This window comes from Paraburkholderia sp. GAS42, assembly GCF_050436565.1.
Lineage (GTDB): Bacteria > Pseudomonadota > Gammaproteobacteria > Burkholderiales > Burkholderiaceae > Paraburkholderia.
Genome location: NZ_JBNDML010000003.1, coordinates 444,363 through 465,764, shown reverse-complemented (window position 1 = coordinate 465,764; position 21,402 = coordinate 444,363). Strand labels below are relative to the sequence as shown.

Sequence of the window (21,402 nt, the reverse complement as noted above, 5' to 3'; positions counted from 1 at the left end):
GGTTAGTTAAGCCAGTGTAGTTAATTAACTCGACACGGTAAAGTAATGACGACATCAGGGAAAACCCTTCGCTCGGATGGGGCGGAGACACGAATTCGCTTAAAAGAAGAAGCCCAACGCCTGTTCGCGCTGCGCGGATTGGACGGGGTTTCCGTGCAGGACATCATCTCGGCCGCAGGGCAGCGAAACAGCGCCTCGCTGCGCTACTACTTCGGGAACAAACTGGAACTGGCACGTGAGCTGGTAGTCGACGGTGCGCGCCTGATAGACGAAGACCGTCAGGCGCGGCTCGACAGACTGGAGGCAGAAGAAGGGATAAACGTGCGAGCGGTATTAGGCGCGCTGCTCTTTCCGATGCTTGAGCTGGCGGATCGCACGGGTCAGGCGACGTACATCCGCATGATTGCCAACTTGCAGTTGAACAATCGCGCGTTCTTGCGGGAGGCGCTGGAAGACAAGTGGAATCTGGGTTATCAGCGTTGCAACGCCCTGCTCCGAAACCTGCTTTCCGATATTCCGCCGGCAATCGTTGATCACAGACTGTCGCTCGTCGGCATCTACGGCAATGCCTCGCTTGCAGCGTGGGAAGCGAGCCGGGACAGTGGCGATTCGGGAGGACTCTGGTCCCCGCAATACGCGGTGTCCAGCTTGATGGACACCTTTGAAAGCGTACTTACTGCGGAGCCCTCAGAGGAAACGCGGTCCCTGTTGGGGGGATCTGACGGCGAGTGCTAGTCGTCTCGCCAACGCACCGGAAACCGCATTGGCACATCTTGCGCCTGGCGATGGAAGCTCAACGCACTGCGGGGGATCGACCTCCCTGGAGGGCCTTAACGTTGAGAATATTCGTGCCACTCGCCGCCCAGGCCCCCCGCAGGGTCACTCTTTGAAACTGGCTCCAGGCATTACGCCGAAGCCATCAGGTAGGGATTATCCTTCCCCTGCTCATAGGGCTGCGCCTTGATTTCCATTCGTGCAATGCTCTGCAAGTGAACCTCGTCCGGGCCGTCTGCGAACCGCAACGCACGGCCCCACGTCCAGCTATCGGCCAATGGCGTGTCGGGGCTCAGCCCCATCGCGCCAAACACCTGCATCGCCCGCTCGCAAACGGCGGTGTGAACACCCGGTACGAGCGCCTTGATCATCGAGATCTCCTTGCGCGCCTCCTTCGCACCCACGTTGTCGATCATCCACGCGGCTTTTAGAACAAACAGCCTCGCTTGATCGATTTCGATTCTGGACTTCGCGATCCATTCGGCGACAGACCCATGCTCATGCAGCATCTTTCCGAATGTCGTGCGCGCCTGGGCCCGTTCCACCATCAACTCGAGCGCCAGTTCCGCGGCGCCGATCGAACGCATGCAGTGGTGAATCCGTCCCGGCCCAAGGCGCGCCTGCGCGAGCGCAAAGCCGCTACCCTCTTCACCGAGGAGATTCGACCGGGGTACGCGCACCCCTTTGAACTCGATCTCGCAGTGTCCTTCCGGTGCCAGGTGATTGACCACCGTGATATTGCGGATCACCTTGACGCCGGGTGTATCGCGGGGCACGAGAATCATGCTCTGCTGACGGTGGCTCGGTGCGTCCGGATCCGTTTTGCCCATCACGATGAAGAGCTTGCAATTCGGGTGTGCTGCATTCGTGATAAACCACTTGCGGCCGTCAATGACATAGTCATCCCCGTCGCGACGAATCGACGTCGTGATATTGGTCGCGTCTGAGGAAGCCACCGCCGGTTCCGTCATTGCAAACGCCGAGCGGATCTTGCCGTCGAGAAGGGGCTTGAGCCACAGTTCGCGCTGAGCGGGCGTGGCAAACATATGGAGCAGCTCCATATTGCCCGTGTCCGGCGCATTGCAGTTGAACACCTCCGATGCCCACGACACCCGCCCCATGATTTCAGCGAGGGGCGCGTACTCGAGATTGGTCAGGCGGGTACCGGGCTCGTCATCGCGCAGATGCGGAAGGAACAGGTTCCAGAGACCCTCTTCACGCGCTCGCTCCTTCAAGGTCTCCATAAAGGAAACTGGATATTGACCGGCATTCACCTCCTCGTGCCATTGCCGGATGCGCGGAACGATGTGAGCTTCCATGAACGTACGCACCTGTGTGCGCAGCGCTTCGACCTTCGGGCTGTATGCGAAATCCATTTTTACGCTTCCATAATCCTGATTAATGTCGTCGAGGCATTGGCCAGCAGCGCGGCCAACCGCGTGCTTCGACCACTTGACTAGATCGTCAGTCCACCGTCGACGACGACACACTCCCCATTGGTATAGCTCGCAGCGTCGGACACAAGGTAAAGCACCGTACCCGCCATCTCACGAGGTTCCGCGTGGCGGCGCAGCGGAATGCGCGACATCCAGTTTTCGTACGTGGTCTGATCCTCGAACAGTGCCCCCGCAAATCGGGTTTTGGTCAATCCGGGAAGCAGCGCATTCACTCGAATCCCCAACGGCCCGCACTCCTTCGCGAATGCCCGCGTCATGTTGACAACGGCGGCTTTGGTGATCGAGTAGATTCCCTGCCTGTCGCCAGGCTGCAATGCATTGACCGAAGCCGTGTTGACGATCGCACCGCCGCCGTGCTCCCGCATCAACTTGCCCGCCTCCACAGACATGAAGAAGTAACCGCGCAAGTTGACTTCCACCGTTTTTTCGAATGACGACAGATCGGTATCAAGAATGTGGCCAAAATACGGATTCGTCGCTGCGTTGTTGACGAGGATGTCCAGACGGCCATGCCGTGCACGAATATGCTGGAAGATCGCGAGAATGTCCTCGACACGCCCGACATGGCACGGTTTCGCTTCAGCGCTCCCGCCCGCTTCCTTGATCTCGCGTGCCACAGATTCGCAATCTTCCAGCTTGCGGCTCGACACAATCACGTGAGCACCCTGCTCGGCGAGAAGTTTGGCGATCTCCTCACCGATCCCCCGGCTGGCGCCCGTCACCAGAGCAATCTTTTCTTTCAGATCAAACAAATTAGTAGTCACAATCATCTCCGATATGTCTACATCCCGTTTTTCCTGCCTGCGTTCAGATCAGGTCAACGCCCATCTTCGCAAGCACCCCAGCCATCTCCCCCACCTGTCGCGCCTTTTCATTCGATGCGTTACCGCTCAAGGCCCGCTTCTTCACGCCCTGTGCGATAGCGGCGAGCCGGAAGAAGCTGAACGCCAGGTAGAAGTTCCAGTTCTCAATCGACGAAATTCCCCGGAGCTCGCAATATCGCTCGACAATCGACGCCTCGTCCGGCACCCCCAACGCCCCTCGATCCAAGCCCTTGAGTCCGGCGATATGGCTGCCCGGCGGGAGCCGCAAACACATGCAGAAGTACGCGATGTCAGCCAGTGGATTGCCCAGCGTCGATAGCTCCCAGTCGAGAACAGCGCGGACTTGCGGCGCATCGCGCATGAAAATGAGGTTGTCGATACGGAAATCTCCGTGCACGAGCGAAGGGTTTCCAGCTTCCGGCGGGCAGTGGGCAGGCAGCCACTCGATCAGCGACTCCATCGCCTCCAATGTATCGGTCTGCGCGGCGCGATATTGCCTGGTCCAGACGTCGATTTGACGCGCGAAATAGTTGCCCGGGCGGCCGTAGTCCGACAATCCGGCTTCGTCGATATCCACGCCGTGGAGAGCCGCCATCGTGCCGAGCAGTGCGTCGTAGATGGAGCCACGCTCCTCGACGGGCACTTCGGGCAGCGCCGGATTCCAGAAGATTCGCCCGTCTTCGTAGCTCATGACGTAAAACAGGCTACCGATGACGTCACGGTCCTCGCAAAGGTGCATGGCACAGGCGACAGGGACCGGTGTCCGGCCGAGCGCCGACAGCACGCGAAACTCCCGATCAACGGCATGTGCGGACTTGAGCAGTGCGCCGGGAGGTTGACGTCTCAGCACGTAGCGACCGCTTTGCGCCTTCAAAAGAAACGTCGGATTGGATTGTCCTCCGGGAAATTTCTCGACGGACAACGGCCCTTGAAACCCGGGCACGTGCACCGTCAGATAACGTGTGAGATCTTCGATGTCGAATTGAAGGCTGGCATTCATGCTGCCTCCCGCCGGGCCGCCCAAAGGGAGGCAACGGCCCCCTCGGGGGGCAGCGAACGTAAGTGAGCGTGGGGGTAGTTCATATTGCGTAATTCCCGACTGAGGTCAGCCGTAGGTGACAAACTCATGCCTCTCGGCACGTTCGAGATGAGGCAGCGAATTGAAGCTGACTAGCGACATCGCGCCGTCGTTAAAGACATATTGGCAAACGCTGCTGTTTCGAATCTGCATGTTCAGTGCAATCGCGGTCGCAGCAGGCGCCTGCAGAACCTGTTGGGCACTTACCGCAATCGGACCACCCGAACTCACCACCAGAACGCGCCTGCCGCCAGCCCGCTGGATGTCGATGCGCGCACGCTGGACACGCGTCTGGAATTGATGCCACGTCTCTGGAACACGGCCAGGCAAACGGTCATCGGCCCAAAGCTGCAGCACGTGCCTGAGTCCTTTGTAGAAGTCCTTTTTTGAACTTGTGGCCGAGAGACCTGCAGACAAACCCAGCGGCAAACCCTCGTCGCCGAGGGCTGCGAACAATGCCTGGAAATCGTATTCGTTCAAACCCGCGTCTTGCGCGATCTCTACTTGCGGGCCCCCCATTGCGGCGAGAATAGCATCGGCAGTTTGACGATGCCGCTGCATCGTTCCGATGACAACGCGATCGAACCGCAATTTCGCCTGCGCGAAGTACTCGCCGAGCCAACGCGACTGGGTACGACCGGAATGAGATAGCTCGTCATAGTTTTCGGCGCCAAAAGACGCCTGACCATGCCGTACAAGATAGAGTTCTGCCATACCATCCTCGTTTCAACATGGCTAGCAGAATACCCAGCGCCGCGTCATTCGGGAAATTTATTGTCGTGATAGCCGACAATAAGTTTTCGTGACACCGGGCACGTGTACCCCATAGGCCTCGCAGGCCCCGGCTACTGATTCATTTCCCGCATGAGACGGCCAACCTGCTCGCGCAGCCAACGATGAGCCGGGTCCCCGGTCACGCTTCGATGCCAGTAGCAATGAGACTCGAGATCCGGAAGATCGAACGGCAGCGCCAGGATTCGCGCGTCATACCGCCGAAGGAGCACAAGGGGGGCCGTGAGGACGAGATCGGTTCGCATCGCGATCAACGGGGCTACCAGATAGTGTTGAACCCGTGTCTGAATCGATCGCCTGAGGCCCAGCCTGTTCAGTTCCGCATCGACGAGACCAGGTCCCTGGGGGCGGCTGGATACGTGGATATGACCGAACCTGAGGTAGTCATCGATCGTCAGCTTCTTCCTGGTAAACGGATGGTCGTGACGCAGCATGCATGCATACCGGTCGCGGCCCAGCGGCTCCTGCTCGACGTATGGGTCATCAATCAGCGGCGCGTCGATCGCAAGATTGACCGCACTGCTGGCTAGCGCTTCCGGAACCTCTTTACGCGTCGTGAAGTAGCTTTCGATGCGGATGCCAGGAGCCTGTCGCTGCAGCACTTCCTCCAGTGCGGGCAGAAGGAGCGCCTCCGTGAGGTCGGTCATGCTGAGCCGGAACGTACGCTCAGACGAGGCGGGGTCGAAGCGTCCTCCGACGTGAGTACTCGAGTCAAGCAGTTGCAGCGCCTCACGAACCTGGCCGATGATGTTTTCCGAAACAGCAGTCGGTATCATGCCGGCCGACGTACTGACAAAGAGCTGATCGTCGAATGCCTTGCGCATCCGCGCCAACGCATTGCTAACAGCTGGCTGAGTGATGAATAGCATCTCCGCCGCGCGCGTCAGGTTTCGCGTTCTGTAGACGGCTTCGAAGACAACGAAGAGATTCAGATCAACCTTTGACAGACGCATTTTCGAATTCCCCGACGCCACTCGAACTGTATTTCCGACTCCTTTTGTTCACGCGCATGCATCGGCACAAAGCGACGATCGGCGTGGTATCACGGAGCAACCCCGGCGAGTCTACTCCCGCCAGGGCAAGACAGCCAAAAAGGGAAATGAGGACGCTTCGCGCTCGCTTATCCTGCGCTTCTGCGCGGTCGTGCAGACGGTGATCGATTCGGCCCGCCCCGCTTAACCCGGCAAGTCCTATAAATTCTCGCGGTTCATGGCGAACACGTCTGCGGACTGCCCCTGCAGCATGGCCTTCGCTGAATACAGGACCATGCCGTACGCAGAACCCCACTCGATCTTCGGCGGCATCACGAGCGTCATCGTATCTACCTTGACGTTTAGCAGCGCGGGGCCTGGCTCGTTCAACCATGTGATGACTGCCTCTTCGAGCTCATCGGCTTTCGCCACCGTGCGCCCCCATAATCCGATCGCCTCGGCGACCTTGCCGAAGTCTGGGTTTTGTAGACCGGTATAGAGTGGGAACCCGGCTGGTCGGCCCACTCGGCGAACAACTTTGCGCGGGTGGCCGTCGCGGCCTGGATGCCGCTGTCGAGGCTCGCGGCCCGCTCGGGGTGCTCCATCTGGCAGGGATGGTGGGCGATGTCGCCGGCGTGGCTGGCCAGGGATTAGCACGTTGCATCTAGTCCCCAACTTTCAGAAGAAATTTTCCGCCTCTCGCCTGATGGGCGATTGCCGCGCCGATTTCCTCAATCCGATATGTCGCTAGCGTCACGGCGGCACCGTCGAACTGGCGCGCCCCGCCGCGCGAACATCCGCATCTGTTCCAGGACACGCACTATGGTGCTCGCTGAACCTGAATCGCTAATGCTCTCAAGCCAGATGGTCGGTATGCTGCTGCTTTCGCGTGCTGTTGCGGACGTTGGCCCGGCGCTCGCGGATGAAATTCTTGAAGAGGGCCGCCAGCGTCCCTGGCAGCGGTCTATTATTTAGCGCCATGCCCCCTGGAAGCCTTCCCCCGTTGCCGGGCCCTGGCGAAAGGAGACCGTGGCAATGTCGATGGCAACCAGCAACGGTTCGTCAGTTTTCTGGCCATCAGCGTCATAAGCGAACACGCGCCGGGTTGTCGGCACCATAATGCCGTCAAAGTCCCGGTAGTTCGATGCATAGTTTGCGCCGGTAGCGCCGCCCATTACGTCCACGGTGTAATCATGGCGCCGCAGCAGACCATCCGGGCCAAAGTACGAAACCTGCTCGCGCGAATGCGTATCGATGGAACCTGGGAACGTTACTTTCAGGCGTCGCCATTGCTCACCGTCTTCATGCCACGGCGACAACTCCTCGGTGACTACGCCAGGGTAGGTGTAGAGAAACGGCGTGTTGAAATAGGTCCACAGCGCATAACTGCAGAAATATGCCGCATGAAGATCGTCCCAGGGCGTCTGCTGACTATGTCCGGCGAAGGATGAACGCGGATTGTCGCGACTCTCGAGTACGCGCCCGTCCGTCGATTCGACGGCGACGCGGCCCGGGGTAAAAAAGGAGTGTCGGTCGGGCGCTGTGAAAGGCCGCAGTTCGACATGCTCGGCTTGCGTCTCCATTGCGGCGACAACGTGCCTGAAAATATCTGGCTTCTGCTTGACGTGCCAGATGCCACCTGTGATCGACATTTCGGCTTCGAGCGTTCTGAATGCGTTCCAGCGTGCAAGGCCTCCATGAGCCTCGATAGCCAGCTTCAAAAGATCACTCGTCATATCGTTTCCTCTACTGTTGGTCTGCCCCGATGGCCTGTCACCTTTCCGATGCAGGTTCCTGAACTACCGTGACGCTCGCTCGGATGGTGGAGCGACTCAGATTAGCCAGCGAACTTTTCCCCAAACATCGGCGAGCCGCTCTTCAACTCCTTCACTGGCCTCGCTCAATGTGCGCGCTGTGCCGGATATAGTCAGGCGACCAGAAGCGCCCAGCTGCAACGTAGTCGCGCTTGTTGAACAGGGTGCCGAACGCTTCCGGCACAAGCGCCTTGTTCTGTTCAGGGGTTGTCTTCGTCATGTATCCGTCAGGCAGCGAATCACCCAGCCAGCACCGCCATCATCTGTGCATTGAAGCCATTGACCAGATCGTGCTCACCGGGACCCGGGTTCCCGCGGAACAGCTTCGCACCTTCAACGAGAACCTCGTCCACATCTGTTCCGAGGACAGCGATCGTTTCGTCGATGAACGCTTCAAGCGGCATCGCCTGTTCGGCTTCGCGGCTGTTCATGAGGTCCGTGCGCACCCAGGGCGGTGCGATCTCCAGTACGCGAACCTTCGTGTCCCGCAGCATAAAGCGTTGCGAGAGGATGTACGAATGCAATGCCGCCTTGGTCGACGAATACACTGCGGTCGCGGCCAACGGCACGAAGGCAAGCACCGAGCTTGTATAGGCGACGACAGCGTCGTTCCTGGTCCTGAGATGATCGATCAGCGCCGACGTCATGCGGATCGGCCCCATGAGATTGGTCGTGATGGTGGACACCATCAGCGCGTCGTCGATGTGGCCGCCCGCCTGGTCAGGTTGCATGATCCCTGCGTTGTTGATCAGCACGTTGAGATCCGGATAGTCCGCGATCAGTTGCGCCGCCACCCTGTCGATGCTGGCCGGGTCGGCAATGTCGAGCTCGATTGCAGCCATGCCGGGATTCGCCGCCACCACCTCGTCGAGATGGCTGCGCCGGCGGCCGCTGATGATGACCTTGTTGCCGCGCTTGTGGAGCGCCTCGGCTAGCCCGCGGCCAATGCCCGAACCGCCGCCCGTAATGAAGATCGTGTTTCCGGTGAGTTTCATGATCGTTTTCCTGTTGATGTTGCTGTAGGTGGGGTTGGCGTGGTCAAGCAGGGAACCGGTCGCCGAACATCGGCAGGCCGCTCGCGGATTCGGCCCTGGTCGCTTCGTCCTGAAGGACGTCCCAGTGCTCGGCGAGCTTGCCGTCTTCAAAGCGGACGACGTCAACTGCAATCCACGCAGCGGCCCTGCCGATCCCAGAGAAGCGGCCATGTGCGAAGACATGATCACCCTCGGCCACGATCAGCTGGTTCTCATAGTGCGCGGTGTCAGGCAGCGCGCGAACCAGGTCGAAAAGGCCATCGCGTCCCGGTGCAATATGGGCGCTATGCTGAATGTAGCGGTCGGACCAGAAGCGCTCGGCTGCAACGTAGTCGCGCTTGTTGAACAGGGTGTCGAATGCTTCCAGCACGAGCGCCTTGTTCTGTTCAGGGGTTGTCTTCGTCATGTCGCGGTCCTCCTTGAAGGTTCAGGTGACGACGCGGTCAGGCGTCAGATAATCGATGCGCCCCCTGCTGCCTGAACGTTCAGGTAAAGAAGGCTATACTTAAGACAATGGTGAATGACATTGTCATTGTGACGGATTCTGGGCGTCCATCCTGCCGATGTCAATGGTGATCGACATTGTATTTTTCGATGGGTCTTATTGGGTCGCTCGCGGCCGAAGAGAGGGGAAATGGGTGTTTCCAGGCAACAGACGGTTGAAAACCGGCGCGCGATCGTGGCAGCCGCGGAGAAGCTGTTTCGTGAGCGCGGCGTCGATGCGGTTGGGCTCACCGAGCTGATGAAGGCGGCGGGCTTTACACAGGGCGGTTTCTACAACCACTTCAAATCAAAAGACGCGCTGGTCGCCGCAGTGATGGAAAAGGCCATGGAAGCGGCTGGAGAGGCTTTTGCCTCGCTGATCGAAAACGCAAGGTCAGCTGACGCTGACCCGGTCAAGCAAAACATTCAGTGGTACCTGTCCCCCGAGCATCGCGCGAATATCGAGGCGGGCTGCCCCTTGTCGGGTTTTGCAGGCGACGCCCGCCGGTTAGACGACGTGGCGCGCGGCTCTTACGCAGAAGGTCTCGCGGCGAACCTTAAACGATTCGCCAAGGTCATCGAAGAGACGGAGGGAATCAGCGAGGGCGGCCACAGGAAGGCGATCACACTGTTCAGCCAGATGGTTGGTACGCTACTGCTTTCGCGTGCTGTTGCCGACATCGACCCGGCGCTCGCGGATGAAATTCTTGATGAGGGCCGCCAGCAGCTCCTCGCCGCCGTGGATAGGCAACCCGGAATTCAATCGCGCGGCCACTCGCGCCCACGGTAACCCAACGTCCCGAAATAGCGCGACATGGGTTTGCATACCTTGCAGTCCTATGCGACGACCCAGTCGTGGCCAGCAATCGGACCACCCGCTTGCTGCATGCGACCGCCCGAAACCAGACCGCCAAGATCCATTGGTGCGTAGCCAAAATCCTTGACGAGTCCGATCACCACCGCCTTTGCGTCCTTGTCGTCACCGGAGACGAAGATGACGCGCTTTCCGTCATGAAACTTCGGACCCTTGTCGTAGTGCTCCATGCGGATAGCATTGAACGCCTTGACGACGCGAGCCTCTGGCGCGTGTGCCGCGACGATCTCGCTGGCGCCCGTGCCCCCCAGGTCCGCCAGAACGAGCTCAGGCTCGAGTTGCGTAAAAGGGTTGGTGGTATCCACCAGAATGCGACCTGCCCAACTGGGCAGCCCATCCAGGGCCGACGGCACTTGAAGCCATGGAACGGCGAGCATGACCAGCTCGAGCCGGGCCACCTCTTCTACCGTATCTGCCGACGCGTTCGGACCGAGTCCGGCCACGATATCGCTCAAAGCCCGCGGCCCACGACGAGCGCTCAAGACAACCTCATGGCCTGCTTGAATGGCACTCCTGGCGATGGACTGCGCTACAGCACCGGCTCCAATAAAACCAATTTTCATTTCGACACCTCAGCGGCAACGTAAGTCAACGAAGCCATGCCCGTCGAGGAGCACGGCACTTGGGAGAACAGCCAGGTCAGTTCGATGAGCGCAAGTCGAGCAGCACCTTGCCACCCTTGATTGCGTGAGCGACGGCCTTTTGGTAGTCCGCAAGCGGATAGACGGCAGCCACAGGCAGGTCAAGCTCGCCGCGAGCCATCAGTTCGGCAGACTCCCTGATTGCGTCCATGATATACGGCTGGTATTCGGGAAGGTCGATGTATATGCCGCGCACGACGATGCCGCGCAGATGCAGGTCCACGACCTTGAGCGGCGTGACCAGCTCGCCGCTTGTGAACGCATAGCTCACCAGCGTACCGTTTTGCGACAGCACGTCGATCAGGCGCACCGCAGCCGAACCGCTCAGGCCGTCGATGGCCAGACGGACGTTGCCCGGACCGACCGCGGCCCTGGCCTTGTCGACGGCGCCCGGCTCATCGACGAGAACGATGTCCCCGCCAGCTTCTTCCAGCTCCTTGACCAGTTCCGGGCGACGCACGAAGTTGATGGTTCGCAGGCCACGCTTCTTCGCCAACGCGATCACGGTGCGACCGATGCCGGAGTTGGCCGCGTTTTGCACGATCCAGTCGCCTTCCTTGAGGTCAACGAAGCGCCCGAGTAGAAGTACCGCCGTGGGAGGATTGATACGCAGCATGGCCAGTTGACGTGGATCGACGTTGGCAGGCAGCGCAATCAGCCCCTTGGCCAGGATCACCAGGCGCTCGCGCCAGGTCAACGCATAAAGCGGGGGCAACACGCGGTCGCCGACCTTCACGTTGGAGACATTAGAGCCTACCTGCAGAACTCGCCCGACGCCTTCGTTGCCCACGATCGAGGGCAGTGGAGTCGAGTAGACGAAGCGATTGGTGATGACGGCCAGGTCATTGCCGTTGATGGGGGCATACTCCATCGCGATCAGGACTTCATCCGGGCCGGGGTTGGCCGGCTCCGGAAGGTCAACGAGTTTCAGCGTCTCGACGGGGTCGCCGAAAGCGGTGTTCTGGATAGCACGCATGGCTTACGTCCTTTCATGAGATGCCTGACTGGAAAGCCGGGAGGCAATCCTTCGGCACTCGGGGCTCATTTCGAAATCGTGCAAAAACCGGGGTGAACGCTACCAGGCCGCCCCCCATGACGAGGAGCGCCTCACATTGCCCAGGACGCGTAGCGCTAGAAGGCGAGCAGCACCATGCCGGTCCTTCCCCTGCGGTACGTATGTTCGAGCGCTCTCAGGTAGTCGCTCGCCTGATATCGTTCCGCTACGGGGAAAAGGCTCGGGAAGTTGCGTGCGAGCTCGAGCGCGTTAGCCAGGTCCGCTTCGCGTACCGTCGCAGCTTCGAATTGCCAGCTGAGCAACGACACACCCTTGATGGTCAGCGCTCGAGGGGCGATGGAACGAATGTCCGTCGTAGCGCCGCCCAGGGAGCCATAGCTAACGATCGTTCCACCGCGAGCGAGGAAGCTCGCTACGTCGGGCAATAGCGCGCCGCCGACGCCATCGAACGCCACGTAGACTGGCTTGTTCGCAAGCGCATCGCGAAGCTCGTCCTTCCAGCCCTGATTCTCCGTGACAATGACCGAAAGGTTGGGACGAGCAGCTTTAAGCGCTTGCGCGCTCGCCACGGAGCCGACGAGCAGGATCGGATTGACGCCCACTTCGACGAGCAGATGAGTGAGCAGCTTTCCGACGGCGGAACCGGCAGCCGTCTGAATGACCGTGACATCTTCGCGCCTGTCTTCAGGCAAAGCGTTGTGACCAGCCCGCATCGCAAGGCGTGCAGTCAACGTGTTGACCAACATCTGCGCTGCGACCTCATCGCTCACTTCATCGGGCACGGGTATCAGCGACTGGACAGGCGCGGCGATCCTGGAGCTCCAGGCGCCGTTGACGGGAAAGAAGGCCACACGTGTGCCGACCTGAATCCGATGTGAAGGGTCGATGTCAGCGGCCAGCGCCTGCACCACCCCTACACCTTCGACGCCGGGCACTCGACCTCCCCTCGGGATGAGGGGAGCCGCCCCGAAGGCAGGAGAAGCGGAGACGCCCAGCAAGTCGCCCGGATGAACCGGTGCGGCGGACACACGCACAAGCGCCGCTCCGCTCACAAGAGAAGGGACATCGGAAAATGCTTCCAGCGTGAGCACCTCAGCGGGCTCGCCATGGTTGGTGTGAACAATTCGCTGCATCACCGACTCCTCTCGCAAGGATTTGATTATTGGAGCGATCGCTCCGTTATGGCAGAATAGGTTCATCTCCACAGCATGTCAATTATTTTTGGAGCCATGACTACAAAAAAAGATACGCAACCCCGGCGCGGCCGCGGCAGGCCCTCAACCTTTGATCGTACGGAAGCTCTGAACCGGGCCATGAAGCTCTTCTGGGAGCATGGATACGAAGGCGCCTCCTTCGACCAGTTGATCCAGGCCATGGGGATCAGCCCCTCGAGCTTCTATAACTCGTTTGGCAGCAAGGAGCAGCTCTACAAGGAAGCGACTGACGCATACCTGAGCATGTCCGAAGTCTGGTTCGCTGGCAGACTGTTCGGCACGGCCGACACGCGAGAGGCATTCAAGAAACTTCTCGATGCCACCGTCGTGGAGTTCACTCGAAACAGCCACCCATCGGGCTGCATGATCTCTCTGGCCGGCACTCACCTGCCCCCCGAACTCGCTTCTATTCGCGAGACGATGGCCGAGCACCGCGCAAACGCTGAAGAGATGATGGCGCAGCGGTTGCGCAAGGGGGTCGAAGACGGCGACTTACCGCCCGACACCGACGTGCCCGCACTTGCTGCCTTCTACAGCGCCGTGACTCGCGGAATGGCCGTTCAGGCACGAGACGGAGGCGGCCCGCAAAAGCTGAAGGCGATCGCAGATGTCGCCATGCAGGCATGGCCAGCTCAAAGCGGTCGGGGAAAATCTGCAAGGCCCCGGGGGACTCGCGTTGCCTGACCGGCCATGCTGCACGGAGTGGTCCAGCATCGGCGCCCGCAGGGCGTCGATCTGGAGCGTCATGCCGATCAGCCACGTACCATAGCGCCCCGATTAGGGCAGCGTGTCGAAGAAGAGATAAACGGCGGCTATGCGGCCTTCCCGGGCAACGATGAAGTCAGTTCCAGCGTAAGCTGGAGCCTCACCTGGACGGCCGGATACCCATCGGATCCGCCCGCCATCGCCCGACACATCGGGCTCAGCGATTGGCTGGTACTGGAAATCGGGGTGAGTTGCCTTGATCGCGCCCGCGATCCGATCAATCTCGTCACGGCCGCGGAAGATGCCGTTGTTGGGATCACAGAACACGCAATCCTCGGTGAAAATTTCGTCGATAACCGCGCGCCGGCGCGCGGCATCGTTCTCACCGAAGACGTCGAGATTGCGTCTCAGCAGGGTCGGAATGCTGTTGGACATTCGCTGCCTCCTTAAGGCAAGTAGTTGTCTCTCAATGGCCTGCCACTGGAAATCGATGCTAGCTATAGCGATACAGGCTATAGCGATACAGCGGTCGAATTACTGAGCAAGCGCCAAGGTCTTTGCGATGCCTCTGGCAACCGCAGGTCGAGCCGAGATCTCGGCGTACCATCGAGCGACGAATGGGAACTTGTCGAGGGTTGCACCGACCGCCTGATGGCGCCACGCCCACCCGAAATGGGCGATGTCCGCAATACTGTAGGCGTCACCTGCAACGTACCGTTGATGCTTAAGGCCGTGATTGAGCACGCCCAGCGTCCGGTCAACCTCCAATAGCGCGCGCGTCTGGGCCTCAGGTTGGGGCGACGACTGATTCGCGACCAGAAACGCCTGGAGGAACGCCGGGCTGAGGCCGGACGCGTGGAAGAAGAGCTGCTCGAAGACCTTGCCCCGGTGGGGGCCATTCTTCGGAAGAAGCTGTCCGGTCTTCTCAGCAAGGTAGACCAGGATCGCGGCGGATTCGCTGAGGACCACATCGCCGTCTCCGAGAACGGAACGGTCGATGAGAACGGGGACTTTCGCGTTGGGATTCATCGCCTTGAAGGCGTCAGTCTTCTGCTCGCCCTGGCGCAGATCGACGGGAACGAGCCGATAGTCGAGCGCCATCTCTTCCAATGCGATCGGGACTTTGACGCTGTTGGGCGTGGGGAATGCGAGAACTTCAATCATTGTCGTATTTTTTCCTGGTGGCAGACGGGAGCGGACCAAGCCGCTCCAGGAAATGTGTCAGGAGCGGCGACCGTCGAGGAACATAGGTCTGGTTGCTCATGGCAATGTCCTTTGTGATTGATCGCCTGTGGCGACGTTTGAAGCGCTGCTGGAATTGAGTGGGTGGTCCGAGAGCCCGCAGCGGCTCTCGGACATCTTGTTAAATCTGAGCTTGTCCGCCGTCGACGAAGAGTTCGGTGCCGGCAATGAAGCTCGCATCGGAGGAGGCGAGGAAAACGGCTGCACCTGCGACGTCGTCGGGATCACCGACGCGCCCAAGTGGGACGGTCGAGGCCATGTAGTCGAGCAGGCCTTGCTGCTGTGTGGCATCGGGGCCGGCCAGGTTAACGAGGCCAGGTGTCTTGATCGGGCCGGGGCTGATGACGTTCACGCGGATGCCGCGAGACTTCAGGTCGAGCGTCCAGCTTCTGGCAAAGTTGCGCACCGCGGCCTTCGAGGCGCTATAGACGCTGAACGCTGGTGTGCCTTTGATGCTGACGTTGGAAGCAGTAAGGATTACTGAGCCACCGTCGACCAGCAGCGGCAGTGCCTTCTGCACCGTGAAGAGCACGCCCTTTACGTTGCGACCGAACGTGTCGTCATATTGCTCTTCGGTGATTGATCCCAAAGACTGCATGGAGCCGCCACCGGCATTGACGAACAGCACATCGATACGACCTGCCTCTGTCTTCACACGCTCGTAGAGACTATTGAGATCGCTGAGACTGGCGGAATCCGCCTGGATGCCAGTGGCCCTCGGCCCGATCGCCGCAACGGCCGCATCGAGCTCGGCTTGACGTCGGCCGGTAACAAAGACCTGCGCGCCTTCAGTTGCGAAACGCCTGGCGGTGGCCAGGCCGATGCCGGTCGTGCCGCCGGTGACGACGGCAATTTTTCCTTCGAGTCTGCGTACCACGATCTATCTCCTAAGTGGGGTGAGACAAATCTACGGCCGCATGCTATTTTTCGAAATAGAAATGAATGAAAACCATCGTTGCAGGATTGTCGATGTCAAAGCTCCCGGATTTCGAAGGGCTCGCGATGTTCGCGAAGGTCGCCGAAGAAGGTTCGTTCGCTGCGGCGGCCACGGCCATGGGTGTCTCGGTCGCCACGGTCTCTCGGGCGGTTACCCGCCTTGAAGAGCGGCTGGGAGGCCGACTGTTCAACCGTACCTCCCGACGACTTGCACTCACGGACTATGGCCACACACTCGCCGAACGAGCGGCGAAAATCTATGCCGACGCCGAGGAGGCCGAGGATTTCGCCCGTGAGACCTCAAGCCGACCGCGTGGTCTCGTCAAGCTCGCTGCGCCGCTTACTTTTGGCGCCCGGTGGGTTGCCCCGCAGCTACCCGAATTTTTCCAGACCTACCCGGATATTTCCGTGGATCTTCATCTCACGGATGCCCATGCCGATCTGATTGGCGAAGGCTTCGATGCCGCCCTGCGCATCGCCATCATGGAAGACTCATCTCTCGTCGCGCGTCACATTGCACACGTGCGTCGGTTTGTCGTGGCATCCCCCGCCTACCTGGCTCGCTATGGTCGTCCGCAGCACCCACAAGATCTGGGCGCCCACCCGTGTCTTACCTACATGAACAGGAGTAAGCGCGACGTTTGGCGCTTTACCCACAAAAGTGGCGAGGAATGCGCGGTTACACCAACCGGGGCGTTGCGAGGAACGAGCGTGGAAGCCTTGCTGCCCACGGTCCTCGCGGGACTTGCCATCACTGAACTCCCTGAATTTGTTGCGACGCAGTACTTTTCCGACCATCAGCTTGAACCGATTTTGGCTGACTGGCGCTTGCCCGAAGGCGGCATTTATTTCGTCACACCCACTGCGCGCGCACGACCAGCAAAGGTTAGCGCCCTGGCCGATTTCTTCATCACCAGGCTGACCACGGCAGATTGGAGCGCAAAGTGATGGCGTCCGCAGGGTACATCTCGAAATAGTGCAGGCTAGCAGAGCATATAGCGTCGCAAGAACACGCTTAACCATCTGCATCCTGTGTCGATCAATGGCCCTTGCGTGGACGAAACCGGCGTTCGGATGTCTGCGGGAGCAAGGCAGCAAACGTCCCAAACTGGCCGAACACGGTCCGATGCTGAGTGGATGAAGAGGCAGTCGCATCCCGGCCTCCGTCCGCTCAGTTCGACCCACTCAGGCCAGTCAGTCCCCTCCGAAGCAGCCGTTCAACGTTTGACATGAGTCGCGTACGCCCGCTTGTTCGCGACTCGCCGCTCGATGAAGAAGAAAACAGATTGCCCGCTCCGCTTTTCCGAATAGTACGGACATGGGTCAGTTGAATGCAGTCAGGCGGCAAGAGAGCCAGAAGTGCCGCATTGTGATGAGCCCGGAGGATTTGCAAAAGGCACGTCTGAACGAATCAGGCAAGACGTGGCGTGAGGAGTGGACGGTGAGGCCGGTTGCGTACGTCCCAATCCGCCCGCTGAACTCACGCGCTGCCAGTCGAAAGGCAAAGTTACTTCAGGTGAATGAGGACTGATCCCTCCGATATCTCCGGCGCGCCCACGCCCGTGCTTTCGGCGTTTTTCGCGATCCAGTCCTTCGCCTTTTGCACGCTTTCATCAATGCCTGCCTTGTCCTCGCAAACAGTCACCGAGAATCCGCCATCGTCGCTGCGTGCGAGGGTGTAGCCGACAAAGCCTTTGACCGAACGCATCAGCTCCTCGACGTCAGCCGTGCGCTTCTCCAGCAGATCGAACAACTCCTTTGCACCCTTTCCGGAAAATCTCCTTATAACAGTTTGCATGATTGCATCCTCCTGTTTGATGAACCAGCGAGACGAGCATGCCGCACGAACAAAGTGTGCAGCGTGCAACTGCTCTTTTCGACAGCGTGTAGTGCGTGGAAGAAATTGAGAAGGCCACGCACCTGATTTCCGCGGCCCATACCAAGTGTAGTCGCTGTGCCTTCGTAGTAAACCTGGGAAGCGGTGCAAAATCCCGGTGCCTTCAGCCAACGTCCGCAATTGGGTCGAATTGCGACTATCGTTCTATAGACTGTGCTCTACCTGCTGCGTAACTGAATGGGACTAGGCTGCAATGAGTTCGCAATCTCCGTATCCCGCACATCTGCATCTGGAGAAACATCGGCGCAGTCTCGCACTGCACCGGCTGATTGCCTAAAAGATTCGCCGCGATCCGGCGCTGCTCGACAGGGCGCGCGAAAATCTTGATCGCTGGATGGCAATGAAGCCGCGCAACCGGGCAGAACCCGATAGCCAACAAGACAGGTTATTGACCGAAGAAGACCGGCTTCATGCCGCTGGTGCTTGTGGGGCGCCCAGATTGCGACGTGCCGCTAACGGCGGGGCCGTGCCCACTATCTTGCTCTGACGCGGGTGCTTGGGCGAACTGGCTGTTTGTAGGAAAGTCAACTGTGTTCGCGTTTGCCGGATTGTAGCCGGCCTGCTCCAGCTGGACGAGTTCGGCGCGAACTTGCGCGCGGGTTAAAGGTGCGTTCGCCTGTTGAGCCAACGAAACAACTGGTACACCGAGCACACCGGGTCTTCGACTGGTCGGGACTGACGGTCGCCCACATCCGGCCGACCTACTTCGCCGAGTGGCTGCTGTACATCGCTCCGATGATCAAGGCCGGCCTGCTCCACGTGCCGTTCGGCACCGGCAAGCACGCCCCGATCGCCGCCGAGGACCAGGGCCGCGTCATCGCCGGCATCCTCGAGGACCCCGCCGGCCACAAGGGGAAGATCTATCCCCTCTTCGGCCCGGTCGAATACACATACCGCGAGACGGCAGAGGTTGTGAGCCGGGCGCTCGGCAAGTCCGTCGAATACAAGCAGATCAGCTTGGACGCCTTTTTGCAGATGCTGAAGTCCGGCAGGCAAATCCCGGCAGAGGGCGCGTCCTCCCGGAACCTGTACGGCGAACTGGGGGGGGAAATCCGAGACTCCGGGCGATTCCTTCACCGTGCAACACCTGAAGGAGGTCCTGGTAGACCATCAGAACGGCATCTTCGAGGGCACCAACGACCTCGTCGAGAAGCTCGGCGGACGCCCGCCCATGACGCTCGAGGCGTTCATCGCGAAGCATCGTGCAGCCTTCGAGTGATCGCCGGCTCCTCTTGTCAGTATCATCGCGACCGGCGGAACCACGAGCCGGTTTCGGATCGTTGGATTGAGCGCCGAGGCAGCAGACCGGGATCCGGGCGTAGCGATTGAGCAGCGGCAGGACCGCGTTCCAGATCGGACCGCCAACGTTCTCGAAATAGACTTCGATGCCGTGAGGACAGGCTGCCGCCAGGGCGTTAGAAAGCCCATCGGGTCCTCCGCAAATTTACGAGGTAGCACCTATGCACCTGTTGGACAATCCGGTATGGCATGCACTCACAGGTCCTCAAAGATATTTCGGCATCGGCGAGGGTCGAGCGAGGCGCTATCAGCCAGACATTTCGCCGATAGCAGCACTCGAAAATCCTCTGGCCTCCGAGTCGTGGGCAGCACTGGCTGATATCGTGAAGGTTGGCGAAACGATCGGTCTGTTCGGCACCAGAGGAGAGTCGGTGCCGGACGTCTGGGAAACCCAGTGGCGCTATCCGTTTCTGCAGATGATCTGCACGCAGAGGAGTTTCCGCGCACCGGTCAGCGGTACGACGGCGCCTATGATGAGGGAGCTCGATCTGTCCGATGGCGCTGCGATGGTGACCCTGGCACGCCTGACGCAGCCCGGACCGATGGAGGAGCGCACGGTGACGATCGGGCGCTATCTCGGCATCTTTGACGGGAACGCCTCCCTCATTGCGATGGCGGGCGAACGCTTTCGCCTTGACGGGCTGACGGAAATCAGCGGCGTCTGCACGCACCCGGACCATCGGGGTAAAGGTTATGCCAACGTCCTTGTCGCCTCGATCACGAAGCAGATCGTCGAACGCGGCGATACGGCTTTTCTTCACGTCAAGGACGGGAATAGCGGCGCCGCCAAAGTATACGAAAAACTTGGATTCTCTGTCCGCGCCGTGCACGACATCGCTGCACTGAAAAAAGCGGAAGAGATCCAGGCCTGAGCTTTTCGGCCGGATCGCCGTTCATTGAAGAAGCTCGGCCTCGATCTGCCCGTCGCGCCTTGAGTTGGCTTGCCACCCCTTGGGAAAAACCGATGTCCACAAGTTCTACGCCTATAGCACTCGTCACAAACTCTACCGGCTATGCGGGGCCTCCGGCAGTGGATGCTCTTGGCGAAGCCGGATTTCGTGTCCTCGTTCACGACAGGCAATTCAGCGATCAGGCCGTCCTCGAACAGTTCCTGCGGTTGCATCCACACGCGGAGTATGTTCGCGCCGAAAGTCCGGCCGGATTGCCGGGCGCCGCCCTGAACGTTGCCGGCAGGCTCGACGCAATCGTCAGCAACGACCACTATCCCGCCGGTCAGACTGCGTCAGCGGAAGACCCGGATATTTTCCGCCGCATCCCGATCTGGTGTCGAGCGCGGTGCTGCCGGCTGGGCAACGCGGGATGAGTTACACAGGACGTGCGGCTGCGCCATGGTACTTCAATCACTCAGCGCGGAGGATGCGGACGTTTGCCAGTTCGGAAATGGCGAGAGGCCGGCCTGATGCATGACAGGCCGCCGGACGTGTTTGACGCGAAGCCAGCCCGCGCATGAGCGTAGAATTACGGTAGGTCAGGCAACAGGGACCATTGTGAGACCGATGACGCTCTGGCTGCGCATCCTGATTCCGGCAATTGCATTGGTGTGGCGGTATTCCGGTGTTCACGCCGGCGACGATTTTGCGCTACGCCGGGAGAGAATGGTCAAGGAGATCGCAGCACTGACTGCTGACACCGGCACCGAAACCGGCAGGCATGCCATCGATGCGCGCGTCATGGCGGCCATGGAACAGGTGCCTCGCCACAAGTTTGTTCCGCCCGAGCAGGAGCACAACGCATACGAGAACAGGCCGCTTCCCATCGGCTATGGTCAGACAATCTCGCAGCCTTACATTGTTGCCCTGATGACCGACCTGATGATGGTTAAGCCCACTGATGTCGTGCTCGAGGTCGGCACCGGCTCCGGCTACCAGGCGGCAATCCTGGCAGGTCTGGCACGAGCGGTATATACGATCGAGATCGTCGAGCCCTTGGGAACGCAAGCGCAGGAGCGTCTGCAACGGCTCGCGTACAAGCAAGTGGAAACCAGGGTGGGCGACGGCTACTACGGGTGGGAAGCCCACGCGCCCTACGACGCCATCATCGTCACCGCCGCTGCCAGCCATGTCCCTCCCCCCCTCATGCGGCAATTGAAGCCGGGCGGCAGAATGGTTATTCCGGTGGGCGCGCAGTTTCTGACCCAGTACCTGCTGCTGATCGAAAAATCGGACGACGGAACGGTTTCCACCAAACAGATCTTGCCCGTCAGATTCGTGCCATTGGCCGGGCACTGATTCTGGGATGAGGTGTGACAGGGCGAATGGACATGGCGATCCCGTGCATCTGCCTTGTCTCTGGTCGAGCGCATCCTTCATACCGCATCCATTCCCATTCACG

At 59.9% G+C, this 21,402-nt stretch carries 28 protein-coding genes and 1 pseudogene; 9 read left to right on the top strand and 20 right to left on the bottom strand.

Annotated features, from left to right (window positions below; genetic code table 11):
- Positions 1-45 precede the first annotated feature (45 nt).
- On the top strand, positions 46-735 hold the full coding sequence (locus P3T16_RS07085) for a TetR/AcrR family transcriptional regulator (protein ID WP_429341673.1): 690 nt from the start codon (positions 46-48) through the stop codon (positions 733-735).
- A 170-nt stretch (positions 736-905) separates the two neighbouring features.
- On the opposite strand, the gene P3T16_RS07080 is transcribed toward P3T16_RS07085, so the two are convergent.
- The 6 genes from P3T16_RS07080 to P3T16_RS07055 all read right to left on the bottom strand — a co-directional run bounded on the left by P3T16_RS07080 (position 906) and on the right by P3T16_RS07055 (position 6,421).
- The gene (locus P3T16_RS07080; RefSeq protein WP_429259723.1) at positions 906-2,150 is read right to left on the bottom strand and encodes an acyl-CoA dehydrogenase family protein; all 1,245 of its coding nucleotides are present in this window, start codon (positions 2,148-2,150) and stop codon (positions 906-908) included.
- Positions 2,151-2,230: 80 nt separating this feature from the next.
- Positions 2,231-2,995, bottom strand: a complete 765-nt coding sequence (locus P3T16_RS07075; protein ID WP_429341672.1) for an SDR family oxidoreductase — start codon at positions 2,993-2,995, stop codon at positions 2,231-2,233.
- Positions 2,996-3,038: 43 nt separating this feature from the next.
- Entirely contained in the window at positions 3,039-4,055 is a 1,017-nt protein-coding gene (locus tag P3T16_RS07070) for a phosphotransferase (protein WP_429341733.1), read from the bottom strand.
- 105 nt (positions 4,056-4,160) lie between these two features.
- Complete coding sequence (locus P3T16_RS07065; RefSeq protein ID WP_429259726.1) at positions 4,161-4,847, bottom strand: histidine phosphatase family protein; 687 nt, start codon at positions 4,845-4,847, stop codon at positions 4,161-4,163.
- A gap of 131 nt (positions 4,848-4,978) precedes the next feature.
- Positions 4,979-5,878, bottom strand: a complete 900-nt coding sequence (locus tag P3T16_RS07060) for a LysR family transcriptional regulator (RefSeq protein ID WP_429259727.1) — start codon at positions 5,876-5,878, stop codon at positions 4,979-4,981.
- A gap of 237 nt (positions 5,879-6,115) precedes the next feature.
- Complete coding sequence (locus P3T16_RS07055; RefSeq protein WP_429341671.1) at positions 6,116-6,421, bottom strand: thiamine pyrophosphate-dependent enzyme; 306 nt, start codon at positions 6,419-6,421, stop codon at positions 6,116-6,118.
- A gap of 297 nt (positions 6,422-6,718) precedes the next feature.
- On the opposite strand from P3T16_RS07055, the gene P3T16_RS07050 reads away from it, so the two are divergent.
- Positions 6,719-6,871, top strand: a complete 153-nt coding sequence (locus P3T16_RS07050) for a hypothetical protein (protein ID WP_429341670.1) — start codon at positions 6,719-6,721, stop codon at positions 6,869-6,871.
- Here the strand turns inward: P3T16_RS07050 and P3T16_RS07045 are convergent.
- The 4 genes from P3T16_RS07045 to P3T16_RS07030 form a co-directional block, all read right to left on the bottom strand.
- Entirely contained in the window at positions 6,868-7,632 is a 765-nt protein-coding gene (locus tag P3T16_RS07045; protein WP_429341669.1) for a hypothetical protein, read from the bottom strand. The genes P3T16_RS07050 and P3T16_RS07045 overlap by 4 nt on opposite strands.
- 151 nt (positions 7,633-7,783) lie before the next feature.
- Positions 7,784-7,930, bottom strand: a complete 147-nt coding sequence (locus tag P3T16_RS07040) for a hypothetical protein (RefSeq protein WP_429341668.1) — start codon at positions 7,928-7,930, stop codon at positions 7,784-7,786.
- Between the two features lie 19 nt (positions 7,931-7,949).
- Complete coding sequence (locus P3T16_RS07035) at positions 7,950-8,705, bottom strand: SDR family oxidoreductase (RefSeq protein WP_429341667.1); 756 nt, start codon at positions 8,703-8,705, stop codon at positions 7,950-7,952.
- A 43-nt stretch (positions 8,706-8,748) separates the two neighbouring features.
- Positions 8,749-9,150, bottom strand: coding sequence for a nuclear transport factor 2 family protein (locus P3T16_RS07030; protein ID WP_429341666.1), 402 nt, complete (start codon positions 9,148-9,150; stop codon positions 8,749-8,751).
- Positions 9,151-9,378: 228 nt separating this feature from the next.
- Between P3T16_RS07030 and P3T16_RS07025 the strand changes: the two genes are divergently transcribed.
- Positions 9,379-10,017, top strand: coding sequence for a TetR/AcrR family transcriptional regulator (locus P3T16_RS07025; protein ID WP_429341665.1), 639 nt, complete (start codon positions 9,379-9,381; stop codon positions 10,015-10,017).
- 47 nt (positions 10,018-10,064) lie between these two features.
- On the opposite strand, the gene P3T16_RS07020 is transcribed toward P3T16_RS07025, so the two are convergent.
- From P3T16_RS07020 to P3T16_RS07010, 3 genes are all read right to left on the bottom strand, one after another.
- Entirely contained in the window at positions 10,065-10,664 is a 600-nt protein-coding gene (locus P3T16_RS07020) for an NADPH-dependent F420 reductase (RefSeq protein ID WP_429259754.1), read from the bottom strand.
- A 76-nt stretch (positions 10,665-10,740) separates the two neighbouring features.
- Entirely contained in the window at positions 10,741-11,718 is a 978-nt protein-coding gene (locus P3T16_RS07015) for a zinc-dependent alcohol dehydrogenase family protein (protein WP_429341664.1), read from the bottom strand.
- A gap of 155 nt (positions 11,719-11,873) precedes the next feature.
- Positions 11,874-12,890 (bottom strand): zinc-binding dehydrogenase, encoded by a 1,017-nt coding sequence (locus P3T16_RS07010; protein ID WP_429341663.1) that lies wholly within the window; start codon positions 12,888-12,890, stop codon positions 11,874-11,876.
- A 180-nt stretch (positions 12,891-13,070) separates the two neighbouring features.
- Here P3T16_RS07010 and P3T16_RS07005 point away from each other — a divergent pair, with 180 nt between their 5' ends.
- Positions 13,071-13,655: a TetR/AcrR family transcriptional regulator gene (locus tag P3T16_RS07005; RefSeq protein WP_429259757.1), complete on the top strand. Its 585-nt coding sequence runs from the start codon at positions 13,071-13,073 to the stop codon at positions 13,653-13,655.
- A gap of 93 nt (positions 13,656-13,748) precedes the next feature.
- Here the strand turns inward: P3T16_RS07005 and P3T16_RS07000 are convergent, their stop codons facing one another.
- From P3T16_RS07000 to P3T16_RS06990, 3 genes are all read right to left on the bottom strand, one after another.
- On the bottom strand, positions 13,749-14,111 hold the full coding sequence (locus tag P3T16_RS07000) for a nuclear transport factor 2 family protein (RefSeq protein ID WP_429341662.1): 363 nt from the start codon (positions 14,109-14,111) through the stop codon (positions 13,749-13,751).
- A 99-nt stretch (positions 14,112-14,210) separates the two neighbouring features.
- The gene (locus P3T16_RS06995) at positions 14,211-14,840 is read right to left on the bottom strand and encodes a glutathione S-transferase family protein (protein ID WP_429341661.1); all 630 of its coding nucleotides are present in this window, start codon (positions 14,838-14,840) and stop codon (positions 14,211-14,213) included.
- A gap of 199 nt (positions 14,841-15,039) precedes the next feature.
- Positions 15,040-15,795, bottom strand: coding sequence for an SDR family NAD(P)-dependent oxidoreductase (locus P3T16_RS06990; RefSeq protein WP_429259761.1), 756 nt, complete (start codon positions 15,793-15,795; stop codon positions 15,040-15,042).
- Positions 15,796-15,887: 92 nt separating this feature from the next.
- Between P3T16_RS06990 and P3T16_RS06985 the strand changes: the two genes are divergently transcribed.
- Positions 15,888-16,802: a LysR family transcriptional regulator gene (locus tag P3T16_RS06985; RefSeq protein ID WP_429341732.1), complete on the top strand. Its 915-nt coding sequence runs from the start codon at positions 15,888-15,890 to the stop codon at positions 16,800-16,802.
- 559 nt (positions 16,803-17,361) lie between these two features.
- Here the strand turns inward: P3T16_RS06985 and P3T16_RS06980 are convergent.
- From P3T16_RS06980 to P3T16_RS06970, 3 genes are all read right to left on the bottom strand, one after another.
- The gene (locus tag P3T16_RS06980) at positions 17,362-17,652 is read right to left on the bottom strand and encodes a hypothetical protein (RefSeq protein WP_429341660.1); all 291 of its coding nucleotides are present in this window, start codon (positions 17,650-17,652) and stop codon (positions 17,362-17,364) included.
- A 484-nt stretch (positions 17,653-18,136) separates the two neighbouring features.
- Positions 18,137-18,403: a DUF4148 domain-containing protein gene (locus tag P3T16_RS06975; RefSeq protein ID WP_429341659.1), complete on the bottom strand. Its 267-nt coding sequence runs from the start codon at positions 18,401-18,403 to the stop codon at positions 18,137-18,139.
- Positions 18,352-18,828, bottom strand: coding sequence for a hypothetical protein (locus P3T16_RS06970; RefSeq protein ID WP_429341737.1), 477 nt, complete (start codon positions 18,826-18,828; stop codon positions 18,352-18,354). Before P3T16_RS06970 ends, P3T16_RS06975 begins: the two co-directional genes overlap by 52 nt.
- 1 nt (position 18,829) lies before the next feature.
- Between P3T16_RS06970 and P3T16_RS06965 the strand changes: the two genes are divergently transcribed.
- Positions 18,830-18,970: a hypothetical protein gene (locus P3T16_RS06965; RefSeq protein ID WP_429341658.1), complete on the top strand. Its 141-nt coding sequence runs from the start codon at positions 18,830-18,832 to the stop codon at positions 18,968-18,970.
- Positions 18,971-19,027: 57 nt separating this feature from the next.
- Here P3T16_RS06965 and P3T16_RS06960 read toward each other — a convergent pair.
- Positions 19,028-19,165 (bottom strand): annotated as a pseudogene (locus P3T16_RS06960) (NADP-dependent oxidoreductase); the annotation flags it as partial.
- Between the two features lie 208 nt (positions 19,166-19,373).
- Here P3T16_RS06960 and P3T16_RS06955 point away from each other — a divergent pair.
- From P3T16_RS06955 to P3T16_RS06945, 3 genes are all read left to right on the top strand, one after another.
- Positions 19,374-19,922: a GNAT family N-acetyltransferase gene (locus P3T16_RS06955; protein ID WP_429341657.1), complete on the top strand. Its 549-nt coding sequence runs from the start codon at positions 19,374-19,376 to the stop codon at positions 19,920-19,922.
- A gap of 92 nt (positions 19,923-20,014) precedes the next feature.
- A complete protein-coding gene (locus P3T16_RS06950; RefSeq protein WP_429341656.1) occupies positions 20,015-20,374 on the top strand; it encodes a hypothetical protein in 360 nt (119 codons plus the stop codon).
- A 154-nt stretch (positions 20,375-20,528) separates the two neighbouring features.
- On the top strand, positions 20,529-21,299 hold the full coding sequence (locus P3T16_RS06945; RefSeq protein WP_429341731.1) for a protein-L-isoaspartate(D-aspartate) O-methyltransferase: 771 nt from the start codon (positions 20,529-20,531) through the stop codon (positions 21,297-21,299).
- The last annotated feature ends 103 nt before the right edge of the window (positions 21,300-21,402 follow it).

Excerpts from the sequence above, each read along its gene's own strand:
- P3T16_RS07085 (WP_429341673.1), top strand. The coding sequence starts at position 46 with ATGACGACATCAGGGAAAACCCTTCGCTCGGATGGGGCGGAGACACGA.
- P3T16_RS07080 (WP_429259723.1), bottom strand. The coding sequence starts at position 2,150 with ATGGATTTCGCATACAGCCCGAAGGTCGAAGCGCTGCGCACACAGGTG.
- P3T16_RS07070 (WP_429341733.1), bottom strand. The coding sequence starts at position 4,055 with ATGAATGCCAGCCTTCAATTCGACATCGAAGATCTCACACGTTATCTG.
- P3T16_RS07065 (WP_429259726.1), bottom strand. The coding sequence starts at position 4,847 with ATGGCAGAACTCTATCTTGTACGGCATGGTCAGGCGTCTTTTGGCGCC.
- P3T16_RS07060 (WP_429259727.1), bottom strand. The coding sequence starts at position 5,878 with ATGCGTCTGTCAAAGGTTGATCTGAATCTCTTCGTTGTCTTCGAAGCC.
- P3T16_RS07050 (WP_429341670.1), top strand. The coding sequence starts at position 6,719 with ATGGTGCTCGCTGAACCTGAATCGCTAATGCTCTCAAGCCAGATGGTC.
- P3T16_RS07045 (WP_429341669.1), bottom strand. The coding sequence starts at position 7,632 with ATGACGAGTGATCTTTTGAAGCTGGCTATCGAGGCTCATGGAGGCCTT.
- P3T16_RS07040 (WP_429341668.1), bottom strand. The coding sequence starts at position 7,930 with ATGACGAAGACAACCCCTGAACAGAACAAGGCGCTTGTGCCGGAAGCG.
- P3T16_RS07035 (WP_429341667.1), bottom strand. The coding sequence starts at position 8,705 with ATGAAACTCACCGGAAACACGATCTTCATTACGGGCGGCGGTTCGGGC.
- P3T16_RS07030 (WP_429341666.1), bottom strand. The coding sequence starts at position 9,150 with ATGACGAAGACAACCCCTGAACAGAACAAGGCGCTCGTGCTGGAAGCA.
- P3T16_RS07025 (WP_429341665.1), top strand. The coding sequence starts at position 9,379 with ATGGGTGTTTCCAGGCAACAGACGGTTGAAAACCGGCGCGCGATCGTG.
- P3T16_RS07020 (WP_429259754.1), bottom strand. The coding sequence starts at position 10,664 with ATGAAAATTGGTTTTATTGGAGCCGGTGCTGTAGCGCAGTCCATCGCC.
- P3T16_RS07015 (WP_429341664.1), bottom strand. The coding sequence starts at position 11,718 with ATGCGTGCTATCCAGAACACCGCTTTCGGCGACCCCGTCGAGACGCTG.
- P3T16_RS07010 (WP_429341663.1), bottom strand. The coding sequence starts at position 12,890 with ATGCAGCGAATTGTTCACACCAACCATGGCGAGCCCGCTGAGGTGCTC.
- P3T16_RS07005 (WP_429259757.1), top strand. The coding sequence starts at position 13,071 with ATGAAGCTCTTCTGGGAGCATGGATACGAAGGCGCCTCCTTCGACCAG.
- P3T16_RS07000 (WP_429341662.1), bottom strand. The coding sequence starts at position 14,111 with ATGTCCAACAGCATTCCGACCCTGCTGAGACGCAATCTCGACGTCTTC.
- P3T16_RS06995 (WP_429341661.1), bottom strand. The coding sequence starts at position 14,840 with ATGATTGAAGTTCTCGCATTCCCCACGCCCAACAGCGTCAAAGTCCCG.
- P3T16_RS06985 (WP_429341732.1), top strand. The coding sequence starts at position 15,888 with ATGTCAAAGCTCCCGGATTTCGAAGGGCTCGCGATGTTCGCGAAGGTC.
- P3T16_RS06980 (WP_429341660.1), bottom strand. The coding sequence starts at position 17,652 with ATGCAAACTGTTATAAGGAGATTTTCCGGAAAGGGTGCAAAGGAGTTG.
- P3T16_RS06950 (WP_429341656.1), top strand. The coding sequence starts at position 20,015 with ATGTCCACAAGTTCTACGCCTATAGCACTCGTCACAAACTCTACCGGC.